Origin of the sequence: Clostridium sp. 001 (assembly GCF_019056555.1) — a bacterium.
GTDB lineage: Bacteria > Bacillota > Clostridia > Clostridiales > Clostridiaceae > Clostridium_B > Clostridium_B ragsdalei.
In genome coordinates this window covers 4508144-4523095 of the sequence record NZ_CP020473.1, presented here as the reverse complement: position 1 = coordinate 4523095, position 14952 = coordinate 4508144, and the positions used below count along the sequence as shown (strand labels likewise).

General features: G+C 29.4%; 11 protein-coding genes. 2 read left to right on the top strand and 9 right to left on the bottom strand.

The window, feature by feature from the left end; genetic code table 11:
- Positions 1-7 precede the first annotated feature (7 nt).
- The 4 genes from B5S50_RS20995 to B5S50_RS21740 all read right to left on the bottom strand — a co-directional run bounded on the left by B5S50_RS20995 (position 8) and on the right by B5S50_RS21740 (position 5678).
- Positions 8-2014 carry a methyl-accepting chemotaxis protein gene (locus B5S50_RS20995; RefSeq protein ID WP_083985811.1) on the bottom strand — a complete coding sequence of 669 codons (2007 nt, stop codon included), beginning with the start codon at positions 2012-2014 and terminating at the stop codon, positions 8-10.
- 267 nt (positions 2015-2281) lie between these two features.
- Positions 2282-2941 (bottom strand): GTP pyrophosphokinase family protein, encoded by a 660-nt coding sequence (locus B5S50_RS20990; RefSeq protein ID WP_217302751.1) that lies wholly within the window; start codon positions 2939-2941, stop codon positions 2282-2284.
- Between the two features lie 304 nt (positions 2942-3245).
- Positions 3246-4133: a DUF2225 domain-containing protein gene (locus B5S50_RS20985; RefSeq protein WP_083985812.1), complete on the bottom strand. Its 888-nt coding sequence runs from the start codon at positions 4131-4133 to the stop codon at positions 3246-3248.
- Positions 4134-4424: 291 nt separating this feature from the next.
- Positions 4425-5678 (bottom strand): transposase, encoded by a 1254-nt coding sequence (locus tag B5S50_RS21740; RefSeq protein ID WP_254306610.1) that lies wholly within the window; start codon positions 5676-5678, stop codon positions 4425-4427.
- A 301-nt stretch (positions 5679-5979) separates the two neighbouring features.
- On the opposite strand from B5S50_RS21740, the gene B5S50_RS20975 reads away from it, so the two are divergent.
- Positions 5980-6558 carry a TetR/AcrR family transcriptional regulator gene (locus tag B5S50_RS20975; RefSeq protein ID WP_217302750.1) on the top strand — a complete coding sequence of 193 codons (579 nt, stop codon included), beginning with the start codon at positions 5980-5982 and terminating at the stop codon, positions 6556-6558.
- Positions 6559-6813: 255 nt separating this feature from the next.
- On the top strand, positions 6814-8256 hold the full coding sequence (locus B5S50_RS20970) for an MDR family MFS transporter (protein ID WP_065079928.1): 1443 nt from the start codon (positions 6814-6816) through the stop codon (positions 8254-8256).
- Positions 8257-8308: 52 nt separating this feature from the next.
- Here B5S50_RS20970 and B5S50_RS20965 read toward each other — a convergent pair whose 3' ends face one another.
- Genes B5S50_RS20965 through B5S50_RS20945 form a run of 5 tightly spaced genes read right to left on the bottom strand, consistent with a single transcriptional unit; the run spans position 8309 to position 14685 of the window.
- Positions 8309-9328: a HAMP domain-containing sensor histidine kinase gene (locus tag B5S50_RS20965; protein ID WP_217302749.1), complete on the bottom strand. Its 1020-nt coding sequence runs from the start codon at positions 9326-9328 to the stop codon at positions 8309-8311.
- Positions 9325-9999, bottom strand: a complete 675-nt coding sequence (locus B5S50_RS20960; protein WP_217302748.1) for a response regulator transcription factor — start codon at positions 9997-9999, stop codon at positions 9325-9327. Before B5S50_RS20960 ends, B5S50_RS20965 begins: the two co-directional genes overlap by 4 nt.
- A gap of 26 nt (positions 10000-10025) precedes the next feature.
- Complete coding sequence (locus B5S50_RS20955) at positions 10026-11921, bottom strand: FtsX-like permease family protein (RefSeq protein ID WP_065079931.1); 1896 nt, start codon at positions 11919-11921, stop codon at positions 10026-10028.
- Positions 11908-12675: an ABC transporter ATP-binding protein gene (locus B5S50_RS20950; RefSeq protein ID WP_065079932.1), complete on the bottom strand. Its 768-nt coding sequence runs from the start codon at positions 12673-12675 to the stop codon at positions 11908-11910. The genes B5S50_RS20955 and B5S50_RS20950 overlap by 14 nt, the downstream gene beginning before the upstream one ends.
- Positions 12676-12705: 30 nt before the next feature.
- Positions 12706-14685: a serine hydrolase gene (locus tag B5S50_RS20945; protein ID WP_217302747.1), complete on the bottom strand. Its 1980-nt coding sequence runs from the start codon at positions 14683-14685 to the stop codon at positions 12706-12708.
- Positions 14686-14952: the final 267 nt, after the last annotated feature.

Sequence of the window (14952 nt, the reverse complement as noted above, 5' to 3'; positions counted from 1 at the left end):
AACACCTCTATACTTTAAATCTTGAAACTATGCCCACTAATGAGTCAGATTTTTCTTTTGCTTTTTCAGTTAATTCTACAACATGTCCTGCCATTTTAGTTATGTAAGAGGTTTCACCTGCAATATTTTGAGCACCACTTGCCTGTTCATTTCCACTGTCTGATATCTCTTGCATTAGTTTTGATACATTTTGAACTGATACAAGAAGTTCATGAGAAGTAGTACTAAACTCTGTTACTATATTATTTACGTCTAAGAAATTCTTACTAGATTCTTCATGAGATTCTACAATTTCATTGTAATCAGGTAAAATCTTTTTATCTATAAATTCCAATATTTCATAAGCACTAGATGATAAATTATCTACCACTTCTAAGATAGTTTTTGTAACCTGCTGTATTCTATTAACAGTATCTTTAGAATCATCAGAAAGAGTTCTTATTTCATTTGCTACAACTGCAAAACCCCTACCTGCTTCTCCTGCTCTAGCAGCTTCAATAGATGCATTTAGCGCTAATAAATTAGTATCTTCCATAATATCAAGAATTGCTGAGGACAGTTCATTAATCTTAGAAACCTCTTCTGATTTCTCAATGGCATCTTCCAAACTTTCTTTTGTGTTTTTGTATATGCTCATTATACTTTCTCTGGATTTCATTGCTTTTTGTTTCATTTTCTGTGATGTACTGCTTGCATTTGAAACACTTTCAGAACTATATTGCGCCTTTTTCGATATAGATTCTGCATCCTTTTCAATTTCCCTTGATATTGCACTTATTTCTTCAGTAGATGCTGCAGTTTCCTCAGTAGTATCTGACAACTGTTCTGTAGTTGCAGATATCTCCTCTATGCTTTTATTAAGATTCTCCATTTCCACATTAATTTGTTTCATATTTTCAGTTACATTAGAAGATTCTTCTATTATATTCTTAATTATATTTCCCTGACTTTCCTGCATATTCTTTACCGCAACCGCAAGCATACCTGATTCATCTTTCATTTTTAACAACTTTTCAGGTATTGGCATTGTAAAATCACCAGATGCCACTATTTTTAAATGCTTTGTAATTACATTTATAGGTTTTGATATAAGTGAAGTAATGAAAAATGCTATTAATACACCTATTAATACAAAAATAATAGTTGTAATTACCTGAAAGATTTCATTTTTTGTGAGGCTTTCCATAACTTCAGATTTGGGTACAGATATTCCCAAGGACCAGTTAGTACCTTTTACAGGTGCATATCCTATATATTTTTTTGTTCCATCTCTGTAAGTATACCCATCTGCGCCACTCTTTCCCTCCATCATATAAGTTTCAAATTTCATTAGTTCCTGCAAGCTTGGATCTTTTTTACTTTTCTCAATTACATTTTCCATTTTACGTACAAGGGATGTATCTTTATTTGCTACTGTATGTCCAGTTTTACTTATCATAAAAGTTGTTCCAGTTTTACCATACTTGATATTATTAGTTATTTTACTCAATTCACTTCCATCACGTGTGGCAATTAAAACTCCCTTAACTTTACTACCGTCTTTAATAGGAACAGCATAAGACATAACAAGCCTATTATCTGCCTTTCCTAAAATTGGATCTGAAACTGAACTTTTTCCTTGAAGTGCTTCTTTATAATTCTCTCTATCATATAAATTTGCCTTTACTCCATCTGTAAATGTAACATTACCATTAGCATCTCCTATACCCATACTTATATGTCCACTTCTTTGTACCTCATCTTTTAAAATATTTAATTTTTGATCTGTAGATAATACATCACTTTTTATATAATAGTTTCCTGCAAGCCCTTTCATTACATCTAATTGTCCTTCAATTTTAGTTTGAACAAATTTTGCAGATTGCTGAGCCATTTGAAGCAAGGATTCAGTAGCATTTGAAGCTAACGTATCATAAGATTCTATAAAAGATACTGTACCAAGTCCTATGCACATAATTAGAATCAAAATTCCAAAGGATATAGCCATTTTTGTCTTAATACTCTTAAAGTACAAATTAATTCCTCCCATTCCTAGTAAAGTAATTTTGCTTAAATTGTATATTAATTAATAATTATTGTTACTTACATTGTACTACAAATTAATAATTTTTCAACAATATATTTAAAATGGGTAGGAATTCACCTTTACAAAAAGTCTTAAATCTATCTTCTGGTAGTTAGTAACCTTTATTATGCTTATATTTAAGTAATAAATAATATAGTGTTAATCAACATAAGATGGAGCTTAAACCCCCATCTTATGCTAAGATTCTATTTAAAATTAATTTAATCTCTCCAATTCCTGTTGTATATTCTGCATCTTAATATCTGTTCTTGATATAACATCTGCACATTCCTTTAAATCACTCTTTATATGTACTGGAGCCTTCCCTGCTGTTTTATAATATAATTTATGTTCCAAGCTTGCCCAAAAATCCATAGCAATAGTCCTTATCTGTACTTCTATTCTCGCTGGTTCTACATGGTTTGAAAAGAATATAGGAATTTCCAGAACCATATGAAAACTTCTATATCCATTTGGTTTTGGATTTTTAATATAATCTTTTTCTTTAATCAAAGTTATATCATCCTGTCTTTTGAGCATATCTGCAATTTCATATATATCACTTACAAATGAGCAAATAACTCTTATGCCTGCTATATCATTCAAATTTTTCTTTGCCGATTCAAGTGTTAGTTCTAAACCTTTTCGCTTAAGTTTTCCTATTATGCTTCTAGGTTCCTTAACCCTAGATTTAATATATTCTATGGGATTTCTTTTCCTCTTTACTTTAAATTCTTTATCTAATATTTCAAGTTTAGTCCTAACTTCTTTTATAGCAGAACTATAACTCATCATAAAAGATTGAAATTTCTCTATTCCCTCATCAATATCCACCGATACGTCCAAAGGTAGTTCGATAATTTCTGTGGATTCCATTATAAATATTTCCCCTTTCAAAAACTCACTTTAAGTTCAATTCATTCACATAATACTACAGTTTATGAAATCATAAAAGTATTTTAGTCATTTTTCACTTTATGTTAATATTTATCCGATGACTACCTGCTCTAATACCCCCCTTCTTCAAGGGGAGTAAAGAGCAGCTACGTCCCTGGATAACGATTTCTAAGCATCAGGTGGAGTCAAAACTCCACCTGATACCAAGAACTCTGTTTATATATCTAATAGGTGGACTAATTTACAAATTTATGAGTTAAACGGATGGTTTAGTACCATCCGTTTAACTAAAAAATCTTGAAAAAAATCCCTTTTTAGGTTTTTGATCTTCTTTTGAAATAACCTCATCGTTATTTAATTCATCAACACCTTTTTCCAATTGTTCAGCTTCTTTTATTAAATCTCTTTGCTCTCTAGTTCGATCCTTAAGCTTTGAAGGAACTCCATGGGTTGTTATTATCTGGCTAAACCATTTTAAACTTTCATCATTATTTCCCAATCTTCTATTCAATTCACCAATAATATACATAGAAGTGAACTTATCCATGTTATATAAGGGAAACGCTTCATTAAAATAAGCATAGTTAAACCCTTCTAAAGCCTGTCTTAAAAATACAGCTTCATTTTCAGAGTCCTCTAATATTCGATACATCCAGGCTAATTTTAAACAATTCATTGCCTTTTTACTAGCTTTTGCACCTATCACATAATAATTTAATAAAGAAAGTTTAAACCTTTCTATAGCTACATTTACGTCATATACCTCCGGGTAAGATCTAGGCTGCCATTTTGGTCTGATTTTTTCTTTTACTAGATCAATTTCAGAATCTCTAATTTTATTAAAGTCCCTTTTCATTGCGGCATATCCACATTTATCACAAACCCATACATCATAAAAATAAGGATTTATAACATCAAATATAATAAATGAATCAGAATCTCTTTTTAAAATTCTTGCAGCTGAAGTTTTAACTGCTCTAGCTTTAAAATCATTATCACAAACCGGACATGTAATTTCACAATCATATAATAATTTTTTTTGTTTTTCTTCATCCGTTAATTGAATCGATTCCTCTTTTTCTATTTTTTCTTTTTTGCTATGGTACAAATCTATTTCATCTATATCATCAAACCCTAAATCTTCTAAACCAGAAAATATATTTTTTGGCACTAGAACATCACCTTCATCATCTAAAAATTTTTATATAAGTATTATATCAAAAAAAGCAATTAAATTAAATTATATCAACCTGTGCTATAAAGATTAATGTCAAGGAGTTTTATAAATAATCAGAGATTTAGCACCTAAATTCCAGTGAAAATTTTATTTTTACTGGAATTATATTTTTTTACACTTATTTAAAGGTCTGGTAAGCCCTTAAACCGGTAGATCGTAAAAATTGTTATACACTCCCCTACCCCTAAAAATCTTAATGCAAAGTTTCCAGTTTTTATTTTAAAATTACGTCTTTATGAATAGTGGATTATCCCAATCATCTTCTATAGTAAATCTTTCATCTTTTATATCTTCAATAATATCTATTTGGAGCATTTTTTTCTTCCTAAAACCTCTGATACACCTAAAAAAATATAACTGCATTAAATTAAATGCTAGTATCATAAACATTAAAACTGTCTCTACCCCTGTAGAACTGTGAAGAAAACAATGATCTAAATGCCATTCAGTTTTCAACTGATGAAATACATTATTTTCAATATCCCATCTTTTATGCATTATTTTCCATAAAGTTTCTACTGATATAAATTTATCTGTTGTTATGATCCATTCTTCTTTAATTTCTGCTTTATCTCCAGTATGAATTTCTTCTATAAATTTTATGAATCTTACTTCTATACTTGAATCAGACATTTGAAAATTATCATCATCCCACGCTTTAATCTTTCTATAGGTATTTACATTTTCCTTTACAGTCCAATCTTTATCTGCCTCCCGGCATTTAAATAGGGCTAATGCATCTTTTACAATGTGCAGCCTTTCATCTTTTACTCTTACCAATGCATCCATTCCTATAGAAAGAACTTCTTTTATCCAAGTAGATTTACAGTAAAGAGCATCAGCCACTATGATGTCAGCGAAATGATGATACTTCTTATATAACTTCTTAATTAGTCGTTTACTACCCGTAATTTCACCTTCATCTTTACTTGAACTATCTTTTTTAGGTTCAAGCATCTCTTGACCTAAAATAATATGTGGGTCTGATCCTACTGTTGCACACACTACAGATCTATGAAAATAATGGGTAGTTCCATCTCTATTCTCTCGAGAAAGGCATTTATTGCAACATTTTTTAGTACTTTCAAATAACTCTACACCATCTATGGCAGCTACTTTTAAACCATCAATAGTACCATTTCGAAATACTTTGTTTTTTATAGTTGTTTTTATTATGCTGATATGAATGTTTTTCAAGCCATCCATATCAAAGTTACTTAAACACCGCCTGACTGCGTCAATGTGCAGCATTTTAGTATTTTTAGGTAACACTTTTTTAAATTTATTCTTTTCAATCCAATGTTCTAATCTATTGAAACTTCTTATTTGAAGCATGAATCCAAATAACACTACGAAAACTATTGTTGAAACTTTTACTGGAGATTTTACTCTTTTATCTTTTAAACTATTGATTTTTTCACCTATATCATATACTTTATTAATATAAGTAAGTAATTGTTTTAAATAACTTTTACTCATTTTATCAGCATCCTTTTATTTTTAGTTTTCAGCAAAACCATTATAAAAAGGATGCTTTTATTATGCAAATTTTTTCCGTATAATTTCCAGTAAAAATCGGAATCTATTACTTCTACTGTAAATATTCATAAGACTTTATAATCCAAAGGACTACCGTCCTAAAAATTTTTTAAGTGCTAAACTTCTGATAAATAATGGTAACCAATTCAAAAAGCTGAAAAATTACCTTGACATCCTTAAAATTGTATCTATAATGTATATGTAGACCAGTCGTTATATTATAAGAAAGGACATTACTTTAATGAAAAATAAAACTTACTCAAGAGAAAAAATACTTACAGCAGCATCAATGCTTTTTCAAGTTAAGGGATATAACGCTACAGGATTAAATGAAATTTTAAAGGAAAGTGGTTCACCTAAAGGTTCTCTATATTACTATTTTCCAGGTGGAAAAGAAGAATTAGCTTTAGAATCTATAAAACTTGCCAATGAAGCTATTCAAAATAAATTGCAAACTACATTAAATGAACACTCAAATCCAATTGAAGCTATTCAATCCGTAATTAAAAACATAATAGAAGATTTAAAAAGGGATGGAAAACTAAAAGATATTTCTTTAAGTCTTATAGCTCTAGAAACTTATTTATCAATTGAACCTTTAAGAAAAGCCTGTGAGTTAGCTTTTCTAGATATACAAAACACATATACTAAAAAGTTAATTGAAGGTGGGTTTTCTAAAGAAACTGCACAGGAATTAGGCATTTTTATTCAAGTTATAGTTGAAGGAGCCATTACAGCCTCAGTTACTGAAAAAAACCCTATTGCTCTTTTAACGGTTAGTAAACAAATCGGTATTTTATTGAATTCATACATAAATTAAAAATATTGCGAAGCAAAGCTTTTGAAAATAACAAAGTTCAAATAACAAAGAACAGATAAAGATGATTTCCATCGTACCTCAGGAAATCTATAATTTTAATATTTTCTGACGTTAGGAAGAAATTTATCCTTATTTGATATTTGAACTTTGAACTTTGTTCTTTAAAAATATTACTTTGCAATATTTTCAAAGTGTTCGTTTACGCCCTTAATATATAGACCGGTCTACAAAATAAATTTAAGGAGATTATAATTTATGGAAGCAAAAAAAATTTATACAGAAAAAAGACCTAAGTACAATGCAAAAGCAATTATGTTTGTATTATTACTTGGAAGTTTCATAGCACTATTTAATGAAACCATATTGAATGTAGCATTTCCTAAATTAATGGTAGAAATGCACATTACAGCTACTACAGCACAGTGGCTTACTACTGGTTATGTACTAGTAGTTGGAATTCTTGTGCCAGTTACAGCTTTTCTTATTCACACTTTTACTACAAAGCAACTATTTTTAAGTGCAATGGTATTATTTCTAATTGGGACTCTATGTGCTGTATTTTCTAGCACTTTTACAGCACTATTAATTTCAAGAATAATTCAAGCATTAGGCACTGGTATGCTCATACCTATTATGATGAATTCAGCTTTAGTAGTAACACCACCAGAAAAACGTGGTTCAATAATGGGGTTATGTGTTTGTATAATCACATTAGGACCTGCACTTGGTCCAGCGGTTTCTGGTTTACTTCTGCAGCATTTTAGCTGGCATTCATTATTCGTGCTCTTAATTCCAATTTTATTGATTTGTATTATTGGAGGTTATTTTTATTTAGAAAATATCTCTGTGATAACAAAACCTAAAATTGATTACTTATCCATACTGCTGTCAACTATAGGATTTGCAGGTATTATATATTCAGTAAGTTCAGCTGGTAATTCAAGTTTATTATCTACTGCTGTTGTTTTTGTAATTGGATTTATAGCATTAATTTTCTTTTGTAAACGCCAGTTATCTTTAAAACAGCCAATACTTGAAATACGATCATTTAGGCACCCTATATTTGCAATAGGTGTACTATTAATTATATTAATGCAAATGTTTAACTTTTCAATAAATGTCATATTACCTTTGCTGCTTCAAAATGGCTTAAAAACATCTTCTTTTACGTCAGCAATGGCTATATTACCACCAATTCTTGTGGGATGTGTATTAACTCCATTTGTTGGTAAGATTTATGATAAAATAGGCGGAAGTATACTGATTCCATTAGGTTTTCTAGTAGCATGTATTTTTACTTTTATGCTATCACGTATTTCACCGTCAACTCCTATAAGGACAATTACTCTTATCTATTGTGCTATAATGGTGGGAACATCTATGTCTATGTCAACTACCCAAACAACTTCACTTAGTGAATTATCAGGTAAAAACCAAGCAGATGGTGTTGCTATAGTAAATACTGGAATGCAAATAGCTGGTGCTTTAGGTTCAGCTCTATTTGTGGGTGTTATGACAGCTTATCAAAATATCTACTTAAAAAATATGAATAGTGGGGCAGATCCAAGCAGTCAAGTAAAAGCAATATACATCGGCTTTAGTCGTTCTGTAACAGTTGCTGCTGTGCTAATTGGAATAGGTTTTATATTATCTCTAATTCTTAGTAAAAAAAGTAGAACTAAGGATAGTGTAAAATAGTTACATTTTTACCTGACAAGAAAATTACAAATAAAACCTGTAATTTTCTTGCCTATGAAATATATTTATTTAACTTTGGAAAATGAATTGAAACTTCAGTGCCTTTTCCATATTCAGATTCTATAGCTATATAATGCCCTAACTTTCCTGCAAGTTTTTGGCTTATATAAAGCCCCATTCCAGTTGAATGCTGCTTTACCCTCCCATTATAACCTGTAAAACTTTTTTCAAAGACTCTTCTAATATCTTCTTTCTTTATACCTATTCCATTGTCTTTTATATATAAAACTTTTTCCTTTTCTTGTGCTTTTGTATATATATTTATAACCCCATCTTTAGAAGTATATTTTATGGCATTATCTAAAATTTGTTTTATTATAAATTGAAGCCATTTATAATCTGTATCAACCTCTACATCTAGATCTTCTATCTTCAATTTTATGTTCTTATTTATAAACCAGGATGCCTCACTTTTTATACTTTCCTTTACTGCAGTTTCAATTTTAACATTATCTATTCTGTAATCTTTAGAAAAATCATTTATTCTGGAATAAAACAAAGCTTTTTGAACATAATCTTCTACTTTTTCTATCTCCATCTCTATTCCATATAATGTCTTTTCATTTTCTCTACTTAAATTATTTTCAATAATTAGTTTAGATGCAGCAATAGGCGTTTTTATTTCATGAACCCAGGTAGTTAAAAATTCAACACTTTCATTGTTATTATTATTAAGACTTTCTATTTGTATATTAGCATTTTCATACAGATTATTAATTACATCAAGATAAAATTTTTGTTCATAATTCCTTGGACAAGGTAAACTGTGAATCCACTCTAATCCTTTCTTAGGTATATTTCTAATTTTGTTCACATTAAATCTAATTAAACTATAATCAATTGCAAGATATATTATAAAAAGCAAAATGGAAACTGTAACTACATATTCCGCATTAGATTTTAACATTCTTATAGAACTATCAAAGAAGATCATTCCGCCTATAAATACCATGAGTATGGTAAAAAAAGCAATTAAATTTCTCCTATCTTTTAAATATTCTCTTAAGCTCATACTATATACCCCATACTTTTTTGGGTCTCAATGTAATTAGGAAGGCCAATATTCTTAAGTTTTTTTCTAAGTCTTGCAATATTTACAGTTAAAGTATTGTCATCAACAAAACTCTCATCCTGCCATAACTCTCTTATAATCCTATCACGACTTACTATAGTACCTTTATTTTTCATAAGTATGTGTAGAATTTTAAATTCATTTCTAGTAAGCTGAATATTGTTACCATCATACATAACTGTATCATCTTTTAAATTTAATATTAATCCTTTATGAGTAATTACATCTGATTCTAAATCATTGAAATAGGAATAGGTTCTTCTGAGTAATGCATTTACCTTAGTTAGTAATATGTTTATTGAAAATGGTTTTGTAACATAATCGTCTCCTCCCATATTTGTTGCTATTATTATGTCCATTTCTTCGGTCCTGGAAGATATAAAAATTATAGGAACTTTTGAAAGCATTCTTATTTTTCCGCACCAATAAAAGCCATCATAAGCTGGCAGGTTTATATCTAAAAGCACCAGATCTGGTTTATATTTAACAAATTCTTCTATGACCTTATTAAAATCTTCAATTCTTTTTCCCTCATATCCATGCTTTCTCACAGCATTAAGTATTTCTTCTCCTATAACTTCATCATCTTCAATTACAAGTATTTTAAACATAGCACACCCCAGTCTTTAAATATCCCTTATTCTTTTTTACAAACAATATTTGTATAGGAATTTACAGTTACTATATAATATAGAAAATACATAAGTATATATCCTAGCATTATTATTACACAGTAGTTCATTATTCCCTCATTCATCAATCTTTGAAATACTATTAAAGCTGCTGTGCTGTGACAAATAGCAACTACTAAAGGCATTCCAAATGTTACTGATAATTGTTTCGCTATGGACTTCTTTATTTCCTGCCTGTTCATGCCTATTTTTCTTAAAGTTGAATACCTTCTTTCATCATCAGATGCCTCCATCAATTGTTTAAAAGATATTATACTACCTGTTGCTAAGAAGAATAATATTCCTAAGAACATTCCAATAAAAATTAAAACAGCTCCACCTTTATAAAATCCCTGATAAGAGTCATAATAAGAATCTACATATATGTCTTTAGATACTTCTTCGTTCAACTTTTTTGTAAGTTCCTTTGATTTTTCTGGATTTTGTACTATATATCCATTCATATTAGTAATTTTATTTTGAGAACTTATACCTTTAAAGGCTTTGTCTGAAACAACAATTGTGCTTGCTGCTACAGCAGGACTTACTACTTGTACATCTGTAGATTTTATAATTGTAAAATTCATTATTGAATTTTCTAGCTTAACTAAAACCGGATTACGTAAATAGGTATACTTTTTACTGCTTCCCTTACTTGTTTGAATAAATAAGCATTCATTGCCTTTTAAGTTCACCTTGTTTCCCCTATTTTTTATTGTAATCACACTGTTATAATCACTTTGTGATATTATTTTTCCCTCAAAATCATCTTTATTCAAAATAGGTAGATTTACTTTTGCACTTATGAGTTTTAAATTATTTCGTGAGATCAGTTTATTATCATATTTATTTATCGTATCTTCAATTTTTTTATTTAAAGAGCTATCTGCATTAACAAATTCATAAGAAAAGACCATATCCTTTCCCATATCTTTTTCTGTAGTTTTATAAAATGAATACGATGCTGCAACAGAAGTTAAGGTTACTGCACTTAAGAGTGCAATAACAGAAAGAGTTTTTGCATTACTTTTTATCCTATAGAGTATTTGTGATACAGATATCATATTTTCTCCCCTATAGTAAACACTTCTATTTCTCTTAATAGTTCTTATAAAGATTATAATGAAGCTGCTAAAAAGAAAATAAGTTCCTATAGACACTAAAATAACTATTGGTATTCCAATCTTCACTAACTGCATTGTAGTTTTATCATATGTCATAATATATCCTGCTGCAATAAATACCAAAGATAATATTGATGTAATTAATGAAGTATTAGGCTGCTTTTCTCCTTCTTTTTGTGCTGACAAAAGTTCTATTAGCTTGTATCTATATATTATGCTGTAACTATGAAAGGAATTTAATAGGAAAAGTATGCAAAATACTACAATAGTTATTTCAAAAGCTTTAAGTGAAATGATAAATTTTATATTCAAGGTTTCCTTCATAAGATAAATTAGCATAAGTGAGAAGTATTTAGAAAACATTGTGCCTAGTACTATTCCACATAGTATCGCTAGAACTCCTATAATTAAGTTTTCATAAAATAACATTTTTGCAATCTGCTTTTTCTCCATACCAACCATAGAATAAATTGCTATTTCCTTTTTTCTTGTTTTCAAGAAAAAACTATTTGAATACCATATAAATACAAAAGAAAATAATGCAACTATACCCGCTGAAGCTTTGAATATAGCTTTAACTATAGGCTTATTATCTGCTAGTTTCATAATCACCTCATTAAAGGCTATAGAAGAAAATATATAAAATATCATAACAGAAAACACAGCACTTATTAAATACATAACATAATTATTAAAGTTTTTCTTAACATTATTTACAGCTAGACTAATGAAGGTCATTTACTCCACCTCCAAGTACTGCTAAAACTTTTAAAATTCTGTCAAAGAATTCCTTTCTATCTCCACTACTTCTTATTTCAGTAAACAATTCTCCATCTTTTATAAATATAATTCTTCTGCAGAAACTGGCTGCAAAAGCATCATGAGTTACCATCAAAATTGTAGCACTTTGCTCCTTATTTAATTCACTCATACATCCAAGTAGCTCCCTTGATGACTTAGAATCAAGAGCACCCGTTGGTTCATCTGCCAGTATGAGCTCTGGATTGGTTATTATAGCTCTAGCTGCAGCAGTTCTCTGTCTTTGTCCCCCTGACACTTCATAGGGATATTTATTAAGTATCTTACTTATACCTAAGGTAGAAGCTATTCTTTCTGCCCTTTCATCTATTTCATTAACCTTTACTTTAGAAAGTGCTAAAGGCAATATTACATTTTCCTTCAAAGTTAAAGTATCAAGTAAATTATAATCTTGAAAAATAAATCCCAATTTTTTTCTTCTAAATCTTGAAAGTTTAGGTTCTTTTAAATTAACTATATCCTGGTTACCTATTTTTATGCTTCCTGAAGTCGGTGTGTCTATAGTTGCTATAACATTTAGTAATGTGGATTTTCCTGCTCCTGAAGGTCCCATAATGCCGACAAACTCTCCTTTTTCCACATCAAAACTAACTCCATTTAATGCACTTGAAACATTTCCTCCATGTCTTTCTCCATATACTTTTTTTATATTTTCAACTGTCAATACTTTCATCATAATCCTCCCTGTTTGCACTTATATTTTCTAATATTTAAATCCTAAAAAGTTCCAATAATTCAAAAACCATATATAAAACATTCCTGTAAAAACTAAAACCAAGTAATATATCCTATAACATAATTTACTGTTTTTCTTCATCCGATCAATTGCTGCATAAACTAAAAACAATAAATTTAAAATTAAACTCAATATTGGTACACATAACAACAACTTAGCTTCTATGCTTATGCCATACCTAGTTGGTTCTCCCAGCACAAATAACGCTGCTATAAAGAAAAACACATTTAAAAAACTAACTAGAAACGACATACCAAAAAGAGATTTCCCTAGCTTGTTTAATTTATTACCTTTTCTTTTTATCACAATATAAGCTGCTCTTACAATAGAAAATATAATTGATGCTAAAAATACTATTGAGCAAAATACAAATATAGAAATTTGGACAATTGAAAACTCATACCATTTGAGTTTTTCATAAGTCCCGTGCCAGCTGTCCTGCTGCTGTGCTAGGTAATAAATTTGTCCATTCCTATTTTTCTTAAATACTACATACTCTCCTGTATCAGCTCTTTTAAATACCAATGGTTCTATTTCTTTAAGAGTTGTGCTATATTTATTTTCAACGAAAACATCTTTACCTGTTAATGTTAAGGCTTTTCCATTCTTTAAGCTTACAGTGACATCCTCTCCTTCTGGAAAAGCATCTGCTTTATGAAAGGTACTTTTTGGATTTTCACTAAATCTATAAGTTCCTACAAAATCCTTTAGATTGCTTTTTGATGTATAATAAGGCTTTTTATTCTTTGCTTCTTCTTTCTTTGGAAAATATTTTTCAACCATTTCTGACACAATTTCATCTGGTAGATTATTCATTCCTTGATTTATAGATATAAAAACTCCTAAATTTTCATCTGGAAATAAAGTCATATCACTGTATATATTATCTGGTGAATATCCTGGATGCTCAATTGCCCTATACCCTTTTATATATTTTTCATTAAACCCATAAGCCATTCCAGGCAATCTCTTATCAAAAGTTGCATGCTGACTGTGCATATCAATAGCTGTGCTTTCCTGTAAAATTCTTTTATCCCTATATACTCCATTATTAAGCTGAGCTATCATAAATTTAGCCATATCTTCAGAAGTTGATATTATACCCCCAACAGCATAATTATTAAAATATCCTTCCAATAGTTCAGCTTTAACTATCTTGCCATTTTCATAATTGTAACCACATTCCAAGCCTTTTGGATTCATATCTCTATTTAATGTTGAATTGCTCATTTTAAGTGGTTTAAATATATTATCTTCAATAAAATTATTAAGGGGTTTTCCAGAAACTTGCTCAACAATCCCACCCGCTAACGCTGCATCATAGCTGCTGTAATTAATGACAGTTCCAGGCTCTCTTACTACTTTAGGTAGATGTTTTTTTAAAAAATCATTCATAGGAAGTAAATCTCTTTTATCTTTTGACAAATCTGCTATTCTATTATCATCTATACCAGATGTATGTGTAAGAAGTTCCTCCACTGTTACTGGATTTGAATATTTATTTTTTAAGGTATATCCTTTTAAATATTTATTTACATCAGCCTTCAAATCTACCTTACCTTGTTCAGAAAGCTGCATCATTGCCGTATAAGTAAAAAGCTTTGATACCGATGCTATTCTTACTAAAGTTTTATCAGGTGTCACAGGTACTTTATTTTCTAAATCAGCATATCCGTATCCTTTGCTAAAAATAACTTTTCCATCCTTAACCACAGTAATAACTGCTCCTGGAACATGTTCTTCCTTCATCTTTTTCTGAAAAGTATTATACATAAATACTTTCAAATCATCTTTATTACTTAACAAGTTATCACTTGAATTAGATTCTGCAAAGACTGTAACGTTGCTTCCAAAACATATTATAAACATTGATATAATTGCAAACATCCGTTTTATTAACTTATTTTTCAAGAAATTTATATTTTTTTTAAATCTTTCATAACACATGTTCATGTTCCTCCATAGCTTTAACATATTAAGAAATTAACTAGTATTTTTCTTAATATTACTTATTTAAAGTTTCAAGTTTAGAACTGTACATATTCTTTAACTTCAACCTTTAAATAAATTATAAAAAACATCCTTAACATGAGCCATTTATCTACCTTACAATATTTATTAAGCAGCATTACATTATTGTAAGGTTAAGAAGATAATTAAAAAAAAGCCATCCAATCAAAGCTCATATTTTATGAAAATATTGGCTTTAACTAG